General features: G+C 38.9%; 24 protein-coding genes. 15 read left to right on the top strand and 9 right to left on the bottom strand.

The window, feature by feature from the left end; translation table 11 throughout:
* Position 1: 1 nt before the first annotated feature.
* Positions 2 to 1,300, bottom strand: coding sequence for an inosine/guanosine kinase (locus SHI21_RS18000; RefSeq protein ID WP_323578408.1), 1,299 nt, complete (start codon positions 1,298 to 1,300; stop codon positions 2 to 4).
* Positions 1,301 to 1,324: 24 nt separating this feature from the next.
* On the opposite strand from SHI21_RS18000, the gene SHI21_RS17995 reads away from it, so the two are divergent.
* On the top strand, positions 1,325 to 2,266 hold the full coding sequence (locus tag SHI21_RS17995) for a hypothetical protein (RefSeq protein ID WP_323578406.1): 942 nt from the start codon (positions 1,325 to 1,327) through the stop codon (positions 2,264 to 2,266).
* Here SHI21_RS17995 and SHI21_RS17990 read toward each other — a convergent pair whose 3' ends face one another.
* Positions 2,267 to 3,535, bottom strand: coding sequence for a hypothetical protein (locus SHI21_RS17990; RefSeq protein WP_323578405.1), 1,269 nt, complete (start codon positions 3,533 to 3,535; stop codon positions 2,267 to 2,269). It lies immediately after the preceding gene.
* Positions 3,536 to 3,675: 140 nt separating this feature from the next.
* On the opposite strand from SHI21_RS17990, the gene SHI21_RS17985 reads away from it, so the two are divergent.
* Entirely contained in the window at positions 3,676 to 4,329 is a 654-nt protein-coding gene (locus tag SHI21_RS17985) for a hypothetical protein (RefSeq protein ID WP_323578404.1), read from the top strand.
* 6 nt (positions 4,330 to 4,335) lie between these two features.
* Here the strand turns inward: SHI21_RS17985 and SHI21_RS17980 are convergent, their stop codons facing one another.
* Together SHI21_RS17980 and SHI21_RS17975 are read right to left on the bottom strand one after the other, a co-directional pair.
* Positions 4,336 to 5,193: a hypothetical protein gene (locus SHI21_RS17980; protein WP_323578403.1), complete on the bottom strand. Its 858-nt coding sequence runs from the start codon at positions 5,191 to 5,193 to the stop codon at positions 4,336 to 4,338.
* 51 nt (positions 5,194 to 5,244) lie between these two features.
* The gene (locus SHI21_RS17975; RefSeq protein ID WP_323578402.1) at positions 5,245 to 6,135 is read right to left on the bottom strand and encodes a hypothetical protein; all 891 of its coding nucleotides are present in this window, start codon (positions 6,133 to 6,135) and stop codon (positions 5,245 to 5,247) included.
* A 264-nt stretch (positions 6,136 to 6,399) separates the two neighbouring features.
* On the opposite strand from SHI21_RS17975, the gene SHI21_RS17970 reads away from it, so the two are divergent.
* Genes SHI21_RS17970 through SHI21_RS17960 form a run of 3 tightly spaced genes read left to right on the top strand, consistent with a single transcriptional unit; the run spans position 6,400 to position 8,186 of the window.
* The gene (locus SHI21_RS17970; protein WP_323578401.1) at positions 6,400 to 6,711 is read left to right on the top strand and encodes a hypothetical protein; all 312 of its coding nucleotides are present in this window, start codon (positions 6,400 to 6,402) and stop codon (positions 6,709 to 6,711) included.
* A 3-nt stretch (positions 6,712 to 6,714) separates the two neighbouring features.
* Entirely contained in the window at positions 6,715 to 6,999 is a 285-nt protein-coding gene (locus tag SHI21_RS17965) for a hypothetical protein (RefSeq protein ID WP_323578400.1), read from the top strand.
* A complete protein-coding gene (locus SHI21_RS17960) occupies positions 6,996 to 8,186 on the top strand; it encodes an Hsp20/alpha crystallin family protein (RefSeq protein ID WP_323578398.1) in 1,191 nt (396 codons plus the stop codon). Before SHI21_RS17965 ends, SHI21_RS17960 begins: the two co-directional genes overlap by 4 nt.
* A 14-nt stretch (positions 8,187 to 8,200) precedes the next feature.
* Here SHI21_RS17960 and SHI21_RS17955 read toward each other — a convergent pair whose 3' ends face one another.
* Positions 8,201 to 8,941 carry an MgtC/SapB family protein gene (locus SHI21_RS17955; protein WP_323578397.1) on the bottom strand — a complete coding sequence of 247 codons (741 nt, stop codon included), beginning with the start codon at positions 8,939 to 8,941 and terminating at the stop codon, positions 8,201 to 8,203.
* A gap of 66 nt (positions 8,942 to 9,007) precedes the next feature.
* Here SHI21_RS17955 and SHI21_RS17950 point away from each other — a divergent pair, with 66 nt between their 5' ends.
* Entirely contained in the window at positions 9,008 to 10,171 is a 1,164-nt protein-coding gene (locus SHI21_RS17950) for a phosphatase domain-containing protein (protein WP_323578396.1), read from the top strand.
* Here the strand turns inward: SHI21_RS17950 and SHI21_RS17945 are convergent.
* Positions 10,132 to 10,371, bottom strand: a complete 240-nt coding sequence (locus tag SHI21_RS17945; protein ID WP_323578394.1) for a hypothetical protein — start codon at positions 10,369 to 10,371, stop codon at positions 10,132 to 10,134. The genes SHI21_RS17950 and SHI21_RS17945 overlap by 40 nt on opposite strands.
* A gap of 30 nt (positions 10,372 to 10,401) precedes the next feature.
* On the opposite strand from SHI21_RS17945, the gene SHI21_RS17940 reads away from it, so the two are divergent.
* The 3 genes from SHI21_RS17940 to SHI21_RS17930 all read left to right on the top strand — a co-directional run bounded on the left by SHI21_RS17940 (position 10,402) and on the right by SHI21_RS17930 (position 13,434).
* The gene (locus tag SHI21_RS17940; protein WP_323578393.1) at positions 10,402 to 12,024 is read left to right on the top strand and encodes a C45 family peptidase; all 1,623 of its coding nucleotides are present in this window, start codon (positions 10,402 to 10,404) and stop codon (positions 12,022 to 12,024) included.
* Between the two features lie 24 nt (positions 12,025 to 12,048).
* Positions 12,049 to 12,702 carry a class I SAM-dependent methyltransferase gene (locus SHI21_RS17935; protein ID WP_323578391.1) on the top strand — a complete coding sequence of 218 codons (654 nt, stop codon included), beginning with the start codon at positions 12,049 to 12,051 and terminating at the stop codon, positions 12,700 to 12,702.
* Positions 12,703 to 12,780: 78 nt separating this feature from the next.
* Positions 12,781 to 13,434, top strand: coding sequence for a hypothetical protein (locus SHI21_RS17930; protein WP_323578389.1), 654 nt, complete (start codon positions 12,781 to 12,783; stop codon positions 13,432 to 13,434).
* A gap of 35 nt (positions 13,435 to 13,469) precedes the next feature.
* Here the strand turns inward: SHI21_RS17930 and SHI21_RS17925 are convergent, their stop codons facing one another.
* Positions 13,470 to 14,363: a chemotaxis protein CheX gene (locus SHI21_RS17925; RefSeq protein WP_323578388.1), complete on the bottom strand. Its 894-nt coding sequence runs from the start codon at positions 14,361 to 14,363 to the stop codon at positions 13,470 to 13,472.
* 125 nt (positions 14,364 to 14,488) lie between these two features.
* A complete protein-coding gene (locus SHI21_RS17920) occupies positions 14,489 to 14,920 on the bottom strand; it encodes a hypothetical protein (protein WP_323578387.1) in 432 nt (143 codons plus the stop codon).
* A gap of 166 nt (positions 14,921 to 15,086) precedes the next feature.
* Between SHI21_RS17920 and SHI21_RS17915 the strand changes: the two genes are divergently transcribed.
* The 3 genes from SHI21_RS17915 to phnE are packed head-to-tail and all read left to right on the top strand — an operon-like array spanning position 15,087 to position 17,865.
* On the top strand, positions 15,087 to 15,992 hold the full coding sequence (locus SHI21_RS17915; protein WP_323578386.1) for a phosphate/phosphite/phosphonate ABC transporter substrate-binding protein: 906 nt from the start codon (positions 15,087 to 15,089) through the stop codon (positions 15,990 to 15,992).
* A 32-nt stretch (positions 15,993 to 16,024) separates the two neighbouring features.
* On the top strand, positions 16,025 to 16,789 hold the full coding sequence (gene phnC, locus SHI21_RS17910; protein WP_410198832.1) for a phosphonate ABC transporter ATP-binding protein: 765 nt from the start codon (positions 16,025 to 16,027) through the stop codon (positions 16,787 to 16,789).
* Positions 16,790 to 16,815: 26 nt separating this feature from the next.
* Entirely contained in the window at positions 16,816 to 17,865 is a 1,050-nt protein-coding gene (phnE, locus tag SHI21_RS17905) for a phosphonate ABC transporter, permease protein PhnE (protein ID WP_323578383.1), read from the top strand.
* Positions 17,866 to 17,904: 39 nt separating this feature from the next.
* Here phnE and SHI21_RS17900 read toward each other — a convergent pair whose 3' ends face one another.
* The gene (locus tag SHI21_RS17900) at positions 17,905 to 19,356 is read right to left on the bottom strand and encodes a sensor histidine kinase (RefSeq protein WP_323578381.1); all 1,452 of its coding nucleotides are present in this window, start codon (positions 19,354 to 19,356) and stop codon (positions 17,905 to 17,907) included.
* Between the two features lie 186 nt (positions 19,357 to 19,542).
* Here SHI21_RS17900 and SHI21_RS17895 point away from each other — a divergent pair, with 186 nt between their 5' ends.
* From SHI21_RS17895 to SHI21_RS17885, 3 genes are read left to right on the top strand one after another with little or no spacing between them, the layout of a single operon-like run.
* Entirely contained in the window at positions 19,543 to 21,123 is a 1,581-nt protein-coding gene (locus SHI21_RS17895; protein WP_323578379.1) for an ABC transporter substrate-binding protein, read from the top strand.
* 6 nt (positions 21,124 to 21,129) lie between these two features.
* The gene (locus SHI21_RS17890; RefSeq protein WP_323578378.1) at positions 21,130 to 22,146 is read left to right on the top strand and encodes an ABC transporter permease; all 1,017 of its coding nucleotides are present in this window, start codon (positions 21,130 to 21,132) and stop codon (positions 22,144 to 22,146) included.
* Positions 22,147 to 23,013: an ABC transporter permease gene (locus SHI21_RS17885; protein WP_323578377.1), complete on the top strand. Its 867-nt coding sequence runs from the start codon at positions 22,147 to 22,149 to the stop codon at positions 23,011 to 23,013.
* Position 23,014: the final 1 nt, after the last annotated feature.

Genomic DNA, 23,014 nt, shown 5'->3' with positions numbered 1-23,014 from the left:
ATTACTTATCCCAGTAAGCATCTTCCAAACTCTCTTCACGATTCGGAAGGCCCTTAATCAGCCTCGGTGAATTCTGCTTTAAAACCTCAAAGCTCGCTCTATTACAATACTTACTCACCTGATGAATCGACGAATACGTTAAGTAACGAGTGTTATGCTTAGGCGAATTAGGACTCACCTGACGGTGATAAGTATTCGAAGCGATATCATGCAACAGCGCCGACAAAGCAGCATCCCCTGCACCATTCGTATTTTTAATTAACCCTGGTCCACCCATATAAGGATTAATGTGAGTGTAAATTTTAAAAGGTGCTTTCGCATCTGCTTTTAAAATCGCACGCGAGTATTCATACTTGTTGTATTCAGGAAGTGATTTCGAGTGAATTAAATCTTTCGTCTCACGTTTAAAGTCTTCATCAGAGTAAGCAGCAACATATAAACCACGAGGGCCTACAGTTAATAAAACCATGTCTGTGTATTCAAGAACTTTTTCACAAGCTAGTAATGGATCAGTCTCTCCAACAAGTGCCTGAGCTTCTTCTTCGTTCATCGCACACAATGAAACATTTTCTTTAATGAAGTCGATGAAGAATTCTCTCTTAGATGAAATAAGTGAACTTGTTCCCAATGATAAAACCACTGGCACATTGTATTTCTTAGCGTACTCACAAGCTTTTAAGTTTGCTTTATACATCGAAGAGTTTTCATCACGAAGTGAATATGCAGAAACTAAGACAAGCGATGATGACTTGATCACTTCTTCTGGAATGTAGTCTGGAGACAACTCATTCATGATCCCTTTACCAATTAAAAACGATCTTTCACGATCAGGAGTCAGAAGGCAAAGTGCTCTTCCCATCGGCCCTTCAACTGGTTTTAAAAAAGAGAAATCGACGAATGAATTTGTAGTACAGATATATTTGAAAGCGTAGTCACCTACAGAAATGTTTTTTGAAATAGCACCAAGAGCCACTGAGCGAGAGTCTGATAGAACACTGAAGTTATGAAGTGTATTCCCAATGGCCCCACCAGCATACTCTCCAACAATGGCCTTCTCGATTTTTAATTCTCGATAAATTTCTTCAACTATTGCGTCGTCCAGGACCATCGACTCGCCTTTAGCGATTTTATATTTATCCAGGAACTCGAAAGTGACGTTAGCTTCGATATCAACGATCAATTGATCCAGACCAACGATATAAACTGAGCCTCTTTCTGAGAAATCCGGATCGAAAGGAATACGACCTGAATCAGTGACTGGGAAGTAATGTTTCGTTTTTCTTTTGCCTGGAAATTTCAAGGAATACCCCTTACAATTTATTTAATGCGAAAAATTAAAAATATACTGGTCATATTAGGACTTCTTTCATCATTCGTCACTATGGCGGCCGACAATTCCGTTATAAATGAATACGGCAAAGTGAATCTGGCCGGCAAGACTTATACTGCAAGGATTATAAGCCCAAAAGCAGTGGTTTATGCTGATGAAAACATGTTGTCTCCACTTGGGTATATAGCTAACGGCAAAGCAATTGTTGTTGGAAACCCGAGAAGAATGAACAGAGACCTGGTACCGACAGTGATATACGGTCGCCTGGCCTTTATCGAAATCAAAGATATCCGTTACGAAGACACGGCCGATGAAGAGTACAATGCCAGACGTGGGGCCCCGAGAGAGCACAATTTTGATATCACCATTCAAAAGCCTGAAGAGCGTCTTTCGGAAAACAACTCGGTTTTTTTCAGCCTTCATACTTATGGAGCTGGCGACGAAGTTAAAAATGCATTTGTTAATATTCAGGATGCTGAAGTTACAAATTTCAGCGGATTCCAATTTCAATTCATTCACCGCAAGCCTCAGTCACGCTTTTTTTGGGGCGCTAACTTTGACTACAGTGGAGTTTCAACGGCAGACATGAAGTTTAATTATTTTATGTTCGGTCCGGTTTTCGGATTCACGCCTATTAGAAATCCATTATTCTTTATCGATGTTTATGGCTCGCTGGATTTATCCGTGAATACAGAATTCGACATTGCCAATAACTATGAAAATGAACCGTCGGGATTTGTCTGGGGTCCTCAGCTCAACGCTCGTATCATGTTTTTCCCTCAAGCAAAATACCATGTCTTTGGTGGAGTTGGTCTTCGTAAATACTCTGTCAGCAATCTGGAAGTACTAAAAGATTTAAACGATAACGAGATTGATGGAATAAAAAGCATCACTAGTGCTCAGGTCTTTATTGGTGTTGGAATGGAATTTAGATAATTATTCGATCGAGAGAGCTTTCTCTTTATCGTCTGAATTAATCTTATTGTCTTTGGCCTTTTGCAGATTGAATTTAATCTTATCTTCCGGAGAGCCAAACTGCCCTTCGAAATTGGCCGCTTTTCTCTCGGTCTCTTTTTTAACTTCCGCTTCAAGATCCTCAGAAATTCTTCGCTTTAATGTTTCGGCCGGTGTTTCACTTAGAAAACCGCTGGCCGTCGACAAGCTCGATCCAAATTTTTTGTAAGCGTATTCGTAAAAAGGCTTCAGGTATTTTAAGTTTAATTTACCACGCTCTAAAAAGAGAATAATCACTCGGATGTAATCCTTATTCTCAGGGTCGTGAGACCACGCTGAATAAAGATATGTCATCCCTTGCTGATCAATACGCTGCCCATAAGGAATTTGCTTATAACTGGCGTAAATTGAGATCGCAGAGTCTGTGCTGGTCGACTTATATTGAATCTCTCTGATAAACTTGGCCCTGAAATTCATGGCCGAAATATCTGACGCCCGAGTTCTGATCACTAAAGGGTAAACCAGACCTTCATGAGTAATATAAAGTCTTTCAACTAAAATCTTTGGGTCATCACTTGGCAGTTTTACTATCCCCATGTTTTTTTCTTTGTAATAAGAAAATCCCTGAGTGTTGCTCGGTAAAACATAACGGCGGTTATAAAGAATATAAAGATTATAAACCAGGTCTTTGTAACTCACTTTACGAAGAGTCTTAAGCGATTCAAAAAAGCTCTCGCCTTCATTTGAAGGAAGAGAAAGTTGCTTTTGAAATAAATCACCCCAGATTTCATCACCGGATTTTCTTGAAATATAATTTTTAAAAATCGGCAGAATAAAAAGTTTCTGATCACCGGAAGTGGTTTCTAATTTATAAGTCTTCTCCAGCATAAAACTAAAGAGCTCAGCATTTTTACCGTTTTGAAAACGTGCACCCAAACGCGGGCCACTCGATTCAATTTTGATGGTTGGGATAAGTGAAAACAATAAATGGTTCATCGGCATCGGCAGTTCAAAATGATAAAAATGAAATGTCTTATAAAGGCCTTCATCATCCATTCTGCTAGGCCTTTTTATATCGACAATTTTACCATCATAGAAAACCGATTTAGTCGGGTCCATTTGCAGGAAACGAGTGTTCACCCCTTCAGTAAGGGTTAAGGTATAGATGTGATATGGAGCTATCACAACGAGAAACCCGGCCCCTATAATGAGTGCGAGGGTAATGATCAAGTAAACAAACTTTCTTAACATAAAAGCTTATCGGCCCATTGGGAATATAAGTTAAGGTCCTGGGATCAGTAAATCTGCATTTTTTGCTAAACTATTTGAAATAATGATCCGAAAAGACAGGTGTACAAATAGGCGAACCTTGAGAAAAGGTGGGTAAAATTATGAAAAAACTAATAGCTCTTATGGCACTCTTAATGATCACTACTGCATGTGACTCTCCGAGATCACAACGTTCAATGATAAGTTCAAGCTCTAACGGTAACGGTCTGACGAGTGGAAATGGAACTGACTTTGGTACTGGAAATACTATTCCGGACACCACAACGACGACACCTTCAAACATTCCAGCAGACGCTACTCACTGTAAATTTTCAACTGATGGGATCAACGGATTTGCTACGACAAGTGCACATCTTGGATCATATACACTTTGCCAAAGTAGCACAGATAAAACTGTTTTCTACGCTCAATTTAAAACTCCACCAGTCGGAGCTAACGGTGACGTAAGTATTTGCTTCATTCCACACACAACAAGTGGATCGAATTCAATCTACGTTGGTAACCCAATGTGCGGAACTTTTACAGATCCAAAATCTGTTAAGAAAATTACTTTCGTAAAATACACGCAGTACTCTAGCGCTTTAATTAACAACGTTATGTTCTTTAAAGACACTTACTACTACTACCCAATGTACGGTAAAAACGTGATGACTTTAGATGCTTACAAAGACTGTATGGCGAGACTTGCTCTTGGTGTTTCAACATACTGTAACTCTTTCAAGTCAGTAAACCAGTACGTTCTTCAATCTTTTTAATCTAATTTAATTTTTTAGGGGGCCTGATAATCTTGTGCCCCCTCTAAATTCCTGGCACATTTCCATATCAATCGTCGGCAACGCAAGAATCGGATAAACATTCACATTCTCAGCTTCCATAATGCGCTTTAAACAAGTCACAATATAATAGAAAGTTTCACGGCCTCTGGAAAATGCTTTGATGTAGGTGAATATCATATCGCCTTCTTTATCTTTCTTTTCAAAAACCTCATCAGGAGAATCCAATGTTTCCTGGAAACATGATTCATAACCTGTGTAGTCTTCAAAAGGGATATCATCGTCTTTTCTATTCATGAGAATTTCAGCAAGCAAGTTGGATTTTTTACTTTCCAAGAGCTGGATAAAAATCATGTCTTCATCTTCGTCATGCTCGTCCACATTCACCTCGTCAGCTTCAAGCTCAACGCTGATTTCCTCGTCTTCTTCAACTTCAGTCCTTGCCCAGTCCATCACCAGTTCACCATAACGAAATTCTGTTATAAGGGCCTGTGACTTCGTTCTGGTAGCAAGAAAAACAAAGGACGCTTCTTTGCGGTACACGCTGGCAACAACGATGACCGAAAAATCAGTATAGTGCTTTATAAAATTATAAAATGTTTCATGGAGTTCATTAGTCTGGCGAAAAATTTCACTGGGATTTTCCAACACTGCTTCAACGACATCTGCTTCGATAATAGTTCCCGGAGGAAGCTCACTTTCGATATTGTGTTTGCGTCTCAGCGAATGCTCGATCATTTCATAGTGTTTGATCAGAGGAAAATAGAAATCCTCGATACACTCTTCAGAGCAAAATCCTTTATGAGAGTATTCGTCTATAAAAAGCAGGTCATCAAGATGATCCATGACCTTTTTACATTCAGAACAAAAATAAATCGGCGAGTTTAAACTTTTCACTTAGATAGTAATATTTAATCCCGCAAAAAGTGAGTTCGTATAAGCACCATGAAGGTCAAAAACTTTCGATGCTTGCAGATTGGCCTCTTCTTTTGCTTTTTTCATTCTAAAACGGGCCCCTAATTCAAGGTTTACGGCCGGAGCTAATCCCAGATTTAGTTTTGGAGATAATGTTGAAAAACTTACTTTTTCTTTTAAACGATTGGTACGAGTTTGATCACTGGCAGCTGCAATTGAAAAGTTCTCTGCTTCAACTTCAAACTGAATATCTTCAGAAACCATCCAGCCACCACTGATTGTCAGACGACTAACATTCCCGATAGCATTTTCATCACTCTTTTTTGGAGTTCCTACAAGAGTCATATCGTACCCGATACCAACACCGAAAGTTCCAAATCTTTTTGTCGTTTCAGCTCCAACCACTTTATCTGTACGAGAGCTTCCTAAAGTTGAATTTGATGAGAGCTTAACTCCCCCGTAAATATCAAGTTTTGCTTCTTCACTTGGACTCCCAAAACGAAGCCAGTTAAATCCTAAAATTAATTTTGGGTTACCACTTGATGAGCCTTCGTCACCTTTAGCATTCCAGTAAGAAGCATCTAAGAAAACATTCACTGGAGTTTGAACGTGAGCATTCATATTAAGAACGCCGTATTTATTACTGCCAATTTCCATTGATTCGTAATTTGTGGCGAATGAAAAATCTGATTTCCACGTCAGGCCTCTTCCACTGCTAGAGTTAGATGGTGCCGACATTTTTTGCATACTCTTATTAGATGGAGCTTTTTCTTCTGAGCCGCCGACTGTATTTGAATAATCAACTAGTGCATGAGCGCTTGGGATAAAACATGCTGAGATAAGTGCGCATGAAAATAGTAGAGACTTCGACATATAACCATCCTGGTAATTTTTTGCCTCAATTCTTAAGGCAAAATGTTCACACCTGATCATTATACAACAAAAGTCGTTCATTAAAAGAGACTATTTTATAAGGAAAATTAATCCGAGTAAAAAAGACCGATATCTAACCCCTGATTAAATAAAGGGGCCTGTAATTTCGGTAATAGTTACCCTCTCCTAAAAAGTTCATACAATCACTTAACATAAGAGAGTACTCGCTCATCAAGAGTGATTCCATCTAATCAGGAGGATTGTTTGGATATTTCTTATAGACCTGAAGAATCAATGAAGGCCTTAATCCAATTGGGGACAACTGGGCACTTCCCTCTCTTTCACGAAGTTTGGCTAAGCGATCCGGAAATTAAAGAAAAGAGATTTCAAAAAATTACAGGTCAAGAAAGAGCTCGAGCAAAAAAACTATTTCAACAAGTTTCAAAACACCGTCAACTAGAACACAAAAAAACTGTGCTTCTATCGATGACAGATGACGATAGAAAACTCTTCGTTAAAGCTTTCTTTAAACTAGTCGAAGGAAAAATCCTCGATCAGAAAATGGAACTTCATTAAAAAATGAATAAGGCACTTTTAATATTGATGACTCTAGTGACGACGCCGGTTTTCGGCGAGTACAGAGTCTATCAATATTATGTCAGATCAAAGGTGCAAAACATAAATCCTCCCAACGCTCAGGTCGTCACTTCAACACTAAACCCTATCAGCTATGCTGCTTATAACGGTGGGAAACTCTCAGTGGAAGTGAATCTATTGCGCTCATGGGTTTGCATGGGAAATACTTCTCATAAAGACGTGTGCAGTATCAGCGAAGGAAAAGAATTGGAAGGAGCTACTCAATGAAAGTCGGAACAAGTGCCGAGGCATTAGCTTTTAAAGAAAATGAAGATCTTTATAAGAGAATGAATAAAAGTATTGAAAAAAAGATCGAGTCTAAGCAACAAGAGATTAAAAACCTTGATACGCTTTATGATAAAAAGATCGAAATCGCCCGCGTAGAAGGTGAAGATCAGTACATCCAAGCTCTGGATCGCAATAATCAAAGAATGATCAGCGACTCTGGTGTCTATGAAGACAAAATCAAAGGGTACCAAGATAAATTAAAACAGGTTCAAAACACGGTTGCTAAAGAAGAATTAAATCTTAAAACCAGTGAAAAACAAAAGCTGACTGACTTAAAAGCTCAGCTTGAAGAAAATTTCGAAGAACAATACAGCAACACGCAGGAAAATCAGCGTGCGATCGCTGAGTCTACTCAGGCCGCAGTGAAAGAAATCACGGCCAAATCAAAATCTGAAAAAACTATTCTGGAAGGCAATGCTCAGTATGAAATCAACGCTCTTGCCAGCGGATTCAACCAGAAAGCTGCCGACAGTGAAAAAGACTTCCGTACAAAACTAGATAGCGATGTCCGTATTCATAATGCTGAAGTTAATACTCAAAAAGAAGAATTAAAAAAACTCATGACTATGGATATGGAAAAAAATAAGCGCTTAAGCAATGAGCAAAACCGTGTGAATCAGGATCAGTTAACATATCAGGAAACTCACCAAAAAGACATGCTTGCTCAAAGAGAAAAAGACTTTAAGGTGCGCTATGAAAACATGGTAAAAGAGCACGATACAATCTTAAAAACTTTATCGGCGAAGTTTGAAGCAGACGCTCAAAGGGTGACAGCTTCAACATCGACAGACAAAAAAATTCTTAACGATAAAGCGACAGATCCTTTTTATAGAGTGGATAAATTAAATCCCAAACTGACGGAAGATTTAAAAACTGTCACTGTGTCGGTTCCAGTGGCCGAGTATGAAAAAGAAAACATTCATCTTTCGACTCAAGGCCGCTCGGTTAAGATTACACTTTCAAGAAAGTACACTGATTCATTAAATGGTGAAGATGGAAGTCTTAATCGCTCAACGAGAAGCGAGCTCTTCAGTAAAGAACTGAACACAGTAGATCTTTTAAGCCCAAAAAACATCACTCAAAACTACAGTGATGGAATCCTGACTTTCAAAATCAATAAAGCATAAAAATTAAGGGGCCCTTACGTATCCGAAGGGCCGGCCTTGCTATCAATTTGGTGGAAATGCACGCGGTCAGCTTGCACGATGTCTCTTAGTTCATCGCCCATGATGCGCATTTTTTTCGGGTGTAGATAAACGTAGAAATCGATATGGCGTTTGTTTGATTCCTTATCGATAATCTGCTCGTGAAGTTCATCAATTCTATCAGTCGTATTAAAAACGATTTCTTTAACCAGATTTTTAATATCACCGTGAGAAAGAATTTCAATGTGGTAGTACTTGTGATTTTTTGTCGACTCGAACCCTTGGTAGATTGGCCCCAGAAGTTTTAAAACCGACAAAATCGTAATTGTAAAAATTGTCGCGATAACTGGAAACCCATATCCAATCGTCATCCCGATTGACGCCACAACCCAAATAGTCGCCGCAGTCGTTAAACCGATAATGTTTCCTTTATCCTTCATGATCGCACCGGCACCAAGAAAACCGATCCCCGATACAATCTGTGCTGGAATTCTGGCCGAGTCATACTCAATTCCGCCGCCCTGGACGTGCCCAAGCATCGAAATCGCCGTATACAGCGTCGCTCCTAAACAGATAAGAACGTTGGTCTTAATCCCCGCGTTTTTCATCTTCTGTTCGCGGTCATAACCAACTAAACTTCCCAGGACAAGTCCTGTGACAATCTTAATTCCCATTCCCAGGTAGACGTCGACGTTGCCTAAATATTCAATGTAGACGGTCTGAGTAACATGATCCATTCGCAATTATCCTTTTTAACTATTCTTTAATTCTGCTATACTTCCAGTAAGAGAGCAATACAGTTTATGAAAAGACCTCACCTCGTCCATTTTTTAGCAATAGTCACTGATGATTCAATCAACATCAAGGCGTCTATTACTATGAAAGAGAATCTGATGGCACAAAACCTTGATCTCGATATTCCCACTCCCAAATTTCCCATTCAGGCCTTACGTCTTTTGAACGCTTACCAATTCACTATGAAAATAATTGGGGTATCAAAGGATCAAAAAGAAATTTATAAAAAATCATTTGAGTCTGACTCTTTCGGAAATTTCAATTTTAAGATCCCACTTACCAAAGACCGGGAGTCTATCGAAATTCTTCAGCTTTATGAAACAAAAAAGAAGCCAGGATTAGAATTACATCTGGGAACCTATATCCCGCTTCGTATTTTCTCTCCGAAAAAAATTATTATCTGTGATTTTGATAAGACGTTAGTTGATACAAAATACTCTACGACAAAAGAAGTTTACAGATCCCTTACCAGATCAATGGAAGAAAACCCTACCGTTATGAGCAGCGTGGAGATTCTTCACCGCTACATCAAACGTGGCCATCACCCCTTTATTCTTTCGGCCTCACCGCACTTCTATGAAGACTCGATGAGAGACTGGCTTTATAAGAATAATATTTTTTCGGCAGGTATTTTTTTAAAAGACTACCGCCATTTCTTTTCATTCCTGGATGGTGAACTCACAACCAAAGACTTAAAGCTACAAGGCCTTTATAAACTTAATCACCTTCTGGATATTCTCCTGATGACAGGAATCCCTGATGAGTTAGTTCTTATGGGAGATAACTTCGAATCAGACCCGGCCATCTATCTGACTCTGACAAAAATCTTAAGAGAAGATATCGACCCATGGGTTGTATGGAATGATATTAAAGAGCAGGATATTTTTCAGCTTAAGAAGAAACAGAACTCACAATTCTTAAATAAAATTTATCAGCTCGACAATTTACTGACTCGTAAGAGAAAAGAAAGTTTCGGCAAAAAAATCTCGATTAAAATTTATATCAGAAAACGTTTCAAAGAAGATGTTCTGATTGCTCCACAATCATTTGAGAAGCAAAAGAAGTATTTAGACATGGTTGAAATGTACGATGGGCTCTACCAGAAAGAATTCGAAAAAATGATGGAAGAGCGTCACGCAAAAAGTGTAAAAGGTGCAGATAGCACAATATAACCCAGACTCAAGTACAATCCGTTTCTATGGAATTTCTGTGCTTGTTCTTTATTCCCTTTAAACATTCCCGATGTAAGTGGTAGTGCAGTAAAATCATATTTGATAATTTCTAAATAGACTCTTGTTACGGCCGCAATTAGAAGAAAGATATTCAACCACTGATTGCTTCCACTACCAACATCATTTACAATATCAAACATAATCACTCCTCATAATGGATAAAAATCCCCATGGATCTTATTACTCTGATCGGCGATATTGACGAAAACTTTTACCAATTGGGACTCAAGGACCGTGAAGCCGGAAAACTTGTCCACCACGACGTAAAGATGATGCTTCGAACTCCCTGGAAACCGGCGAATATGGTGATTCAGGAAGTGGGAAAGGCCGTCATTAAAAATTCCATGCTCAAAAAACCAGATAATTTCCGTCACCTAAAGTCTTATGCTGAAGGACTGGGATTACCACTTGAAGAATGTGCTTACACAATGCTGATTCCCGAACTCGTCAGCTGCATGAGTAAGTGGGCCCCTGGATTTATGAAAGGAAACTTAGGCTGCTCGAGCTTTATGATGAGAAATGAAATAGGAGAAGTGGTTCACGGACGCATCCTCGACTTCCCTTTACAAGGCTCTTTTGACACTTATGAACGTGCGATCTCTTACGACGTTACAGGAATGCCCAGGACGCTTGGATTTGGCTCTGTAGGGATTCCTTACCCTTCAATCACGCTGATGACAGAAGATGGCCTGACGATCGCTCTTCACCAGAAATTTACCAATGTCTTTAACACCCAAGGGCTCTCGATCTTTGAATATATTTTCAAACTGATCCAGACGGCCAATGATAAAAAATCAATTATCGAATTCGTCAAAGCTCATCAGACCATTACGACCTGGTGTCTTTACATGACTTTTAAAAACGGTGATGTTTTGGCGTGTGACTTAAGCGGTGATACTCCCTACATCAATGAACTGCAGGTTCCGGAAACAGGAATTCTTTATTTCTGTAATCACCTCGAAGATAAATCCATCAATCAAAGACAATTTCTTCCATTAGGATTTGATCAATACAATCTCATGAGAGAAGAAATCGCGACGAAAAAAATCATGAATTTGATGAACAAGAAAAAGACTCAACCAACCAGTCTCGAACTTCTTCATATGATGACCACTCCCCTTGATCAAAAAATCAAAAGTGATGATTTAAAAGATTTTAAACTAGATAACATCACTCTTAGCAGCCTAAGTGCAATGACTATGAACCCGACAGCAAAAAGTGCATTGTTCATGGGTGGCCCTGCTCCGAAAATATATAAAGACGAAGTCATCGAAATCAGCAATGCCTTCTCACGTGCGACTCAAGCTCCCGTGAAAACCAAAAAGATGCCAAGCTTTGATCCTGAGTACCACGAAGGTCTCCACGCAATGATGGAGGCCCAAAAAGGTTTTGACGCTCACGACTCATCTAAGATTTATCATAATCTGCAAATGGCCATTGACCACCTAGACAATTACCCGGAAAAAAAGATTGCTGAGTTCTATTTCTTAATCGCTCAGTATTTATATGAAAGTCACACCCAAGTGCTGGCAAATCTTTTAAACGAATTTAAAAACTTTGAAGATAAACTACCGCCTTATTTAAACGATCACTGCCTACTATTTATTGGAAGGCTGGAGCGCATTTTAAAAATGCCTCCTAGCATGGAAGAAGACAAGATTGAGACAAAAAAACTACGCGAACTTTATCAACGCGAGTTAAAAATCCCTCGTGCGGTTTTCCATATTTCTAACAAAGGGATGATTGTGCCAAGAATTGATATTCTGGATATTATTTATATCATGACGGCCTAGAATCTCTAGGCTACTCTCTCCTTTATGGAAAAAACAACAACACCATTAGAATTTTGGTCACAAGTCTGGGATGAAGGAACAATCAGATTCCATCAGAATAATTATAATTCTGAGATGGTTAAATACTTTAAGGATATTGACCTCAAAGGTAAGTCTGTTCTTATTCCTCTTGCTGGAAAAACCAAAGACATTCTTTTTTTCTTAGAAAAAGGTGCTCATGTGACGGCCATTGAATTTTGGGAACCTGCTGTCATCAGCTTTTTTGAAGAAAACAATATCCCTTATAAAAAACACGGCTACAGCTTTTTTGCAGATAACTTAACTTTTCATGCGATGGATTTTTTTAATTTCACGACAGAAAAACCTTTTGATGTTTTATTTGATCGCGCCAGCCAGGTCGTTTTTAATAGGGCCGACAGACCTCGCTACTATGAACATATTTCAAAGCTGATTAATCAACGCTCAATCCTACTTTTATTTTCAATCGATCATAACGGATCATTTGATTACGGTCCTCCTCATAAAATCCCTAAAGCTGAAATCATCACTGCTTATAAAAAAATGGGAATCACTCTCCATACCAATTCAGAAAACATTGAAGTCGCAACCAGTGATAAAATGCAGGCCCAAGGAATTATGTCTCTCACTGCTTTTACTTTAATTAATGTTAATTCTTAAGAAAAACCTGACATGATCATAACTTGAGTCCGATTTGTTTTAATGGCATAAACCATGAAAACTAACAGGAGATTCAACATGAAATCACTTCTTGCCCTGACACTCGCAGTTACTTCATTCACTACATTTGCTTTTGATAGAAGCACAACCCTAGACCTGACTAACGTTTACGGAAACAATAATGCTGGCCTATACGATGTTATAGTTGAGTTCGCACCTAAAACCACTCTAAGCGAAAGCTCATTAACAGAAGAATTGGTATATGATGACGGATACGTTAATTGCAAAACATCAGCTTCATTTGATATTGGCGAAATGAGATTAACACTTATTACTAAAAAAGATGGATACACTAAGAGCTACACTAAAAAGGTAGTTGCGACAGTGACTCAAACTTCACCTTCTGAAAAATGTATTGCGACTCTGGAAACTCTTTCTGGAGCACAAGTGACTTACTCATCGCTGGGAATAAACTCAATCACACTTCCAGTTAAGGCACCACTAAACTATAAAAAAGTAGAGGCCAACCTTGCTCCATTTTCAGGATTTCTGAGATTAAATACAGAAATTAAAACTGTAAATGGAAAGCTGGTAGTTAATCCATCTGATTTATTAACTGAAGCAAATGTTTTAGAATTAAATGCTAACCACGCTAACCTTTCTTACTATGTACAAGCTACAGGTGAAGCAGGGTCATTGTCTCTTGCAAGCGGATTAGCTCCATTAGAATAATTTTTGAAATGGCCTCTCGCAAGGGAGGTCTCCTCTTATATAAGGCCTGGAGCAACGGCCAGATAAAATTTCCCTAAATAACATTCAAAGGGAATTAAGATGACCACGTCATACTTTATCTCTCCCATATGAAGGGATGGAATCACCATTTCCAGATTAAGCCCGTCATCTGAGAATTTCTTTTTACACTGTCCATAAATAATATTGGCAAGCTCGCTGGCGAAATCTTTATTGTCGTTGGTAATCTCGGTTTGTTTCTCCATGACTACTTTTTCATAAAGATTCAAAAATGTACTCGCAGGAAAAGCGATGTAATAACTTCCTTTAAAATAAGCTGAAGAAATTAAAATTTTAGATGATATTGCAATATCTAACGGCTCTTTAAGAGTCGCCATTAATTTAGGCTTCGAAGATTTTAAGTCCTGAATGTCGGCCATCTCAACCATAACTTTTTTTGTGGCCGTAATAAAAACATTCACGAACTCTAAATCAATATTAAGTGGATCTTTAGAAACTTTTCCGTGTGCCGATGACTCAACTTTGCCAAGAACGGCAATTTGAATTTTCTTTACTAAATCCCCGACATCTAATGGTGTATGAAGAATAAGGAGTTTCTCCAGAGGGAATTCTGCTGTAATCTCTGCCAGCATTTCGTAGTCGTCTGAAGCTAGAAAAATAGTGATTTCACTTCCGTCTTTTTCTTTGAGCATAGAAAAAAATCTCAAAATAAAAAAGACATCCTTCTTACCAATATTGGTATTCATGTACATGCATTTCATTTTATTTTGAGCAGTGATCTCTGCAAAATTCTGGCGCCCACTTAAAGTAAATGTGACAATTTTTTTCGAAGCAAAGGTGACTTCGCTCTTGATAAAATCCCTGTCCTTAACAGAATTATCTATGATCAATACATTTCTGCTAAATTCCATAATGGATATTATCCTCTAGTAATCACTATGCTCCCAACAATATTCTATCGGCGATTCAAGTGATTAAATGAAGAGGTTGAATATTCAAGCTTTCTCAATTCTGGCCAATTAAAAGCTTAAGATCTCTATTTGAGCTGGGATTGCAAAATGCCTTGAATCGATTGCACTGAATAATTGAGTCCTTGAATTTGAGTGCGGATTGACTCAATGTCTTCGTTCTTAAGGGCAGTAAAATCTGCTTTTAGTTTATCTAACTCTCCTGGAGCGATCTCTTTTGGAGGAGCACTTTTCTCACCAAGCTTAGTCCTAAGCTCTTTAATGTCTGTCTCTTTAATTTGGGCCACCACTTTTTCCAAAGCGTTCACTTTAATGGCCGTTGCGTCGACTTTAGCCTCAATATTTTGAAGGGTCCCGGAAAGCGTCGCCAGATACTGCTCAATCACCCCTATGCGCTCTAATTTGTTGATTCCGGTATTATCCGTACTTTTATAAAGTGCGACCTCTGCGCTGCACAATCCACTAAGAGTAAGTCCGAACACTAAAATTAGCTTTTTCACTCTCGAAATCTCCTAAACAACTGTACTTGCTACCTATAAAAAATACCATTTTTTCAAAAAAAGCCCTACAAAATTAATTCCTGACTAACCAAATCTAATATTCTATGTTAGCTTGCCCTCATCATTTTTTAATATAAACAGTTGATTTCTTTGTTAGGGAGATTTTATGAAAATCCTGAAAAGACCATTATTAGGCCTATTACTTGTTGCTGTATCTGCCACATCTTTTGCTGAAGATAAGCTAGGAACAAGAGACAACCCAGTTAAAATTTTCTTCACGCCTTCTGTTGATGCCAACACAATCGCTACAAACTCGACAAGCTTTTTAAAATTCATGGAAAAAGAAACTGGATTTTACTTCAAGTCTGGAATTCCTTCTAACTACGTTGCCGTTGTAGAAGCATTCGGATCAAACAGAGCTGACGTTGCTGTTATGAACTCATTTGGTTATTTAATGGCCAACGCAAAATACGGAGCAGAAGCAAAACTTAAAGCTCTTCGCCACGGAAAAGACTACTACGCTGGAGCAATCTACGTTTCAGAAAAATCAGGAATCAAATCTGTTAAAGACCTAGCTGGAAAGAAATTCGCTTTCACAGACTCATCTTCAACATCAGGTTACCTATACCCTCTAAAAATCTTTAAAGATGAAAAAGTAAAACTAGGTAACACTATGTTTGCTATCAAGCACGACAACGTTATCACTATGATCTACCAAGGTCAGGTTGATGCTGGAGCTGCTTTCTACTCTGACGCTTTCGATGGAAAAATCAAAGACGCTAGAGAGAGAGTTATGACTCAATTCCCGGACGTTGAGAAAAAAGTTAAGGTTCTAAAAGTTACGGAAAAAATCCCTAACGATCCATTCGTATTCAGAAAAGGTATGGACCCGGCAGCTGTTGATAAAATCATCGTTGCTCTTAAAAAATACCTGGCAACTGAAGAAGGTAAAACAGTATTTAAAAACATCTACGCTATCGACGGTGTTGTTCCTGCTACAAACAAGGACTACGACTCTCTGAGAGCAGTTATTAAAGCTGTTGGTGTTGATGTTGGAACGCTTGTTAAATAAGAATTTTTTTAGTTAATTTTTTATAGGAATAGATGCGTATGTTAGAAATTAAAAATCTAGAAAAGGTTTATCCGAACGGACACCACGCTTTAAAGAATATTTCTTTTAGCGTCCCTCAAGGGGAATTTTTAGTGATCATCGGTTTATCAGGTTCTGGTAAGTCGACAATGCTTAGATGTGTAAACCGCCTTCACGATCCAACTTCTGGGGAAATCAATTTCCACGGAACGGACACGACGAAGTTAAAAGGAAAAGCTCTAAGAAAAATCAGATCTGAAATCGGAATGATCTTCCAGCATTTCAATTTAATTCCTAGAAAAACAGTTATGGAAAATGTTCTGTCGGGAAATCTTTCTCGCACAGGAATCTTAGCTTCAATCTTCGGAATCCATACTGCAGAAACAAAGGCCCTGGCACAAAAGTACATTGAGATCGTAGGTCTTAAAGGAAAAGAAAGAAACCGCGCTGACAACCTTTCAGGAGGCCAGCAGCAACGTGTTTCGATCGCACGTGCTCTTATGCAAAACCCTAAAATTTTACTAGCTGATGAACCAGTTGCTTCACTAGATCCAGCTACGTCTCACTCAGTTATGCAGTACCTGAAAAAAGTTAACGAAGAATTAGGTGTAACAGTTATCTGTAACCTTCACTTCCTTTCTCTGGTTCGCCAATACGCTCACCGTGTAGTTGCTCTTAAAGCTGGAAAACTTATCTATGATGGTAAGCCACTTGAGATCAACGAAGAATGGTTCAAGACTATTTATGGTGAAGACGCAGTAGAAGTAACCATTAACTAATTTAATAATTTTCGAGATATAAAAAAATGAAACAACTGACTAATAAAAAACCAAACAAATACGTACAAGGCTTTAAGGCCTATGTACTAGATACGCTTTCATGGGCGTACCTGGCGCTTATCGCTTATAAAGTTATCTATGAAAAAATCATTATCGACGAAAGATATCCTGAGTTCTCATGGAACCAGCCACTTCTTTCTCTTTATGTCGGTCTAGCGATTGCTGCCGTATTATTTTTCACAAAGTTCTCACTTGGACGCGGACTATTCGGTCTCATTAAGTACGACGAAAACGAAAGCCCTGCTTCTCAACCATTTGCTTGGCTTGGGTACCTTCTAATCGCTCTAACTTTTGTAACAGGTTTCTACGCTTCACAAATTTCAGTAAAAGAATTCTTTTCTGAAAGTGGACTTGAAGGAGCAAAGAGAATCTTTAAAGCACTATTCACTCCGAACTGGGGAATCTTTGAAGAAGGTCTATTTGCTGCAATCGAAACGATCTACATGGCATTCATTGCAACGGCTGTAGCGATTCCTATCGCTTTCGTTCTTGGATTCTTTGCTGCTAGAAACTTAATGAATGGAAGCAAAATTGCTTTCACTATTTATAACGTTTTAAGAGCATTCTTAAACATCTCTCGTTCAATCGAGCCACTAGTTTGGGCCATTATCTTCTCAGTATGGGTTGGTATCGGACCTTTCTCTGGTATGCTTGCTCTTTGTATCCACTCAATTGCTTCACTTACTAAGCAGTACTCTGAGCAAATTGAATCAATCGACGACGGGCCAATCGAAGCTATTACGGCAACTGGAGCTCATCCAATTCAAATCGTATGGTTCGGGGTTGTACCTCAAATCGTTCTTCCATACCTTTCGTACACGATCTACCGTTGGGATATCAACGTACGTATGGCGACTGTCATCGGTCTTGTTGGTGGTGGTGGTATCGGTAACCTTCTAATGCAATACCAAGGTCAGGCACGTTGGAATGAAGTTGGAATGCTGGTTATCTTAATTGCAGCTATCGTTTGGACGATGGACTGGGCCTCATCTAAATTAAGAGAAGCACTGAAATAATTTAAAATAAAAAAAAGCCTCCATTACGGAGGCTTTTTTTTAAGCTTTTTTAAGTGTAAAAACAAACTGCGTATTCGGACTTTCTTTATTGTACTCAAGATGTCCGTCGTGTTCTTCAATAATGTTCTTCGAAATACTTAAACCCAACCCCGTCCCCTTGTTCACTCCTTTCGTCGTAAAAAATGGGTGCATGATTTTTTCTTGTAAGTCAGGAGGAATCCCCTTTCCGCAATCTGTTATATAAAAATAAACTTTATCGTCTTTTTCCTTAACCTCAACTCTTATCCACTTATCCGGTAAACCTGTGACGGCATCAACAGCATTTCCAATAATGTTAACCAGAACCTGAGAGATTTGAACTTCACGTCCAATGGCCTGTAAACCTGGATCGGGAATCACAACATCAAATCTAATATCATGGCTTCTGACTTTCATCTCAACCAGCATCTTCACATCTTCAATCATACTCGAAATGGAGAAGGCCACCAGTGGATCAGCATGCCCATCACGCGAAAGAGACTTTAAGCCCTTAATGATTTTCCCGATTCTCTTCACCATCTGCTGAACTTTATCTATCGAATGAGATACATCTTCAGGAAGACCAGATTGCAGTCTTTTCAACTTCGCAGCATGAAGATCGATAACTGTTAATGGATTGTTAATTTCGTGAGCGACATCAGCGGCCATTTCACCAACAGCGGCCAGACGGGCAGTGTTCAAATTCTTCATCATCTGTTCTTCGAGCTCAGCCGTACGGTGTTGAACCAGTTTTTCCAGATCATTGGTATAAAACATAATATCTTTATTTCTTTTTTCAATAACAGAAGCGGCCTGGTTTAAGGCCCGTGAAATTGAGTCCAGCTCCCTGGGGAGATTGGCCAGCTCATGCTGAGTATAATTTTCTTCTTCAATGTGATGAACATGAGTCAAAATTTTGGTGAGTGGCACAGTCAACGTTTTATTAATGTAGTAACTGGCCAGTTTAGAAATGATGATCATTAAAATAGTCATCGCAATGATGATAATAATAAACTGGTCTCTGAAGGCCTTGATGTAACCATAATTCGTCATCGCAACGGAGATCATTCCAATTTTTCTGTCATCTTTATAAATGTCGATGACTCTCGTTTTAGTGAAAGGCAAAGAGGCCGTACGGAAGTAATCGCTTTTTTTATCCTGAGTCTTTTCAAAAAGAGTTTCATTCGTTGTTGTTTCAACTTTTAAGGCACTCACATAAGTATACTTGGCGTCACCCAGAAGCGAATTTCCAATTTCATTAATTTGATATTGATCGTAAGTCCAGATAGGAACAGCAAAAGCTTTCTGAATGAAATTTGATTTTTCCTGCAATTCATTGTCTAAAAATTTATTTCCGAAGGAAACAATCGTAAGATAAACAATTCCAGTCACAATAATCAACGTTCCCGCAATTAAGGCGATGGTCGAAACCGTGAGACGTTTAGCAAGGCTAGGCTGATTTGTATTATTCATCAATGAGCCATCCTAGCATCGTTATCTCTTTCTAAATGTAAACCAATGCTTCTAACCAATTAGATCCTCATTTTTGCAGACAGTAGAAAAAGATGCTGAAAAACTGACTAAAAAAGTTGTCATAAGGCCTTTGTTATTAAACAATTATCCTAATAATTTTTAATCATCGTCAACCAATGAGGGTTTATGAAGACCATTCTTTTTCTCGCCGTACTGGCAATATTCCCACAGACATCATTCGCTAAAAACTTCGTCTACTGTTCAGAAGGTTCGCCAAGTTCTTTTAACCCACAACTTGTCACTGATGGTACATCTATTACGGCTACCTCAGCAAACATTTATAATCGTTTGGTTGAGTTTGAGGCCGGTGGCACTAGAATTGTTCCAGGTCTTGCGACGTCATGGGAAATTTCAAAAGATAAAAAAACCTACACTTTTACACTAAGAAAAGGTGTTAAGTTTCATACTACAAAATACTTTACTCCGACACGTGATTTTAATGCTGACGACGTTGTTTTTTCATTTGATAGACAACGTTTAACAAGTCACCCTTACCACAACGTGAGTGGTGGAAAGTACGAGTACTTTGATGGTATGGAAATGGGTACTCTTATGAAAGAGATCAAGGTTCTAGATCCGTACAAGATTCAGATCACCCTTGCTCAACCTGATGCTCCATTTTTAGCAAACATGGCCATGAGTTTCATGAGTATTCTTTCTAAGGAATACGCGGATAAACTAACGGCCGCGAATAAAAAAGCAGATATGGATAACTTCCCGATTGGTACTGGTGCTTACCAGTTTATCTCTTATCAAAAAGATAGTGTGATTCGTTATGAAGAGCACAAAGGATATTGGGGGAAAAAAGGAAATGTTGATAAATTAATTTTCGCTATTACTCCTGATGCAAACGTTCGTACGCAAAAATTAAAAACTGGTGAATGCCAGTTTGCAAGTGAACCAAGCCCGGCCGACATCCCAGAAATGCAAAAGAATCCAAAGCTAACCGTTATTTCAGACGCAGGTCTTAATATTGGTTTTCTTGCTATGAACGTTACAAAAAAACCTTTTAACAACGTTTTAGTAAGACAAGCTATCAGCCACGCACTTGATAAAAAAACTTACATTGCTGCAATTTATATGGGAAATGCCACAATTGCAAAAAACTTAATCCCCCCAACTGTATGGTCATATAACAATGCCATTGTTGACTACGATTACAATATTGCAAAAGCAAAAGAGCTTCTAAAGAAAGCTGGCTTCCCTAATGGATTTGAAACAGAAATGTGGACTCTTCCAGTTGCTCGTCCTTATAACCCAAATGGAAAAAAGATGGGTGAACTTATGCAAGCTGACCTTGCTAAGATTGGCATCAAAGTAAAACTTATTTCTTATGACTGGCCGACGTATTTAGAAAAATCAAAAACAGGTGCTCATTCACTAATTCAATTTGGGTGGAACGGAGACAACGGTGACCCGGATAACTTCTTTAACGTTCTCCTTAGCTGCTCAGCTGTGAAGGCCGGAAGTAACTACGCTCGTTGGTGTAATGACAAGTTCAATAAACTTATCCTGGACGCAAAAACAGCGACAGATATCAAAACACGCACGAAACTTTATGAACAAGCTCAAGTAGTGATCCATGATGAAGCACCAGTTGTAAACATTGCTCACTCAAAAGCATTCAAGGCCATGGCAAAAAATATTAAAGGTTATAAGATCGATCCTCTAGGATTAGATTATTTAACAAATGTAGTGGTTGAATAAAGCTCGATGAAATATATCTTAAAAAAATTATTGGATATGATCCCGACCATGATCGGGATCAGTCTGGTTTGTTTCTTCATGATTCGTATGATCCCGGGAGATCCTGTACTTAACCTTATTGGTGAGCGCGGTGCTGATCCTGCACGCTATCTTGAAATGAAGAAATCTCTAGGCCTTGATCTTCCTATTACAGAACAATACTGGGTTTATATCAAAAAGACTCTTCAAGGAGATCTTGGAAACTCGATCATTTCAAACAACACTGTCTGGAGTGAATTCACTGAGCGTTTTCCCGCGACAGTAGAGCTTGGTATGGTGGGATTATTTTTCGCCATCGTCATCGGAATCCCATTGGGGATCTTTGCGGCCATTAAAAGAAACAGCTTCTTTGATTATTTTTTAATGAGCTCATCTTTAATCGGTTACTCAATGCCGATTTTCTGGTGGGGTTTAATTCTTATTTTAGTTTTCTCGGTAAAACTTGGAATCACTCCGGTTTCCGGAAGAATTGATTTCATCTACGACATTCCGACTTTCACAGGTCTTTATATCATCGATACTCTTCGCCCTGCAGTTGTTTCAAGCGAAGGGTTCGCTCCTTTTATCAGCGCTCTTAAACATCTTATCCTGCCTTCGCTTGCCCTGGGGACTATTCCTCTGGCCGTTATCGCACGTATGACAAGATCGAGCATGCTGGAAGTTTTAAACGAAGATTATATGAGAACGGCCAGAGCAAAAGGTATGAGTCGAAAGCGTGTGATCTTTATTCACGCTCTAAGAAATGCCCTTGTCCCGATTGTGACAACCATCGCTCTTTTATTCGGATCCATTATCACCGGTGCGATTTTAACTGAAACCATTTTCAGCTGGCCTGGAATTGGTAAGTGGATCGTGGCCAGTATCACGGCCCGTGACTATCCGGTCATTCAAGGCGGAGTTTTAATTATTTCTTTCATCATCGTTTTGACTAACGTGTTAGTAGACGTGATTTATTATTTCCTCAACCCAAAGATGAGGTCATAAATGAGAGTCTTTTTAAAAGAATTATTTTTTGAACTCAAAAAAAATAAAGGGTCAATGATTGGAGTGATCATCATTATCCTGGCAACCATCATCGCCATTTTTGCGCCTTTGATTGCCCCTCACGATCCTACTCATATTTATACAGAATACCTTCGTTTGCCTCCAAGTTTTACGGTTGGTGGAAACCCTCAGTTCTTTTTTGGAACTGATGACTTAGGTCGCGATCTGATGAGCCGTTTAATTTATGGTTCACAAGTTTCACTCTCTGTAGGTTTTGCTGTTGTTGTCATCTCACTTGTTATTGGAACATTCATGGGTGTGATCGCCGGCTACTACGGTGGTTTTATCGACAAAACGGTTATGAGAATCACTGATCTCATCATGTCTCTTCCAAGTATTTTATTTGCCATCGTTATTGTTGCTGTCCTGGGACCAGGAATAACAAATGCCATCGTCGCTGTAAGTGTTGTGGCCATTCCAAATTTCGTTCGTATTATCCGCGCGCAAGTGATGGTGGAAAAAAGCCGTCAGTACGTTTCAGCAGCAAGACTTTTTGGTGCAGGACATTTCAGAATTATGTTCATTGAAATCCTTCCCAACTGTATGGCCCCATTAATTGTTCAGGCCTCTCTAGGGTTCAGTGATGGAATCTTAAACTGTGCGGCCCTGGGATTTTTAGGATTAGGAGCACAAGCTCCCATGTCTGAATGGGGAACGATGCTCTCGGATGCCAGAAGTTATATTGAAAGCTCTCCGTGGATGGTGACACTTCCAGGGTTATGTATATTGATTGTTGTTTTATCGTTTAACCTTTTAGGTGATGGATTAAGAGACGCTCTTGACCCACGCTTAAAGAAGCAGAATTAAA

The organism is Bacteriovorax sp. PP10, assembly GCF_035013165.1.
Lineage (GTDB): Bacteria > Bdellovibrionota > Bacteriovoracia > Bacteriovoracales > Bacteriovoracaceae > Bacteriovorax > Bacteriovorax antarcticus.
Note: the sequence above shows the minus strand (reverse complement) of the source record. Positions and strands in the feature narration are given on the sequence as shown.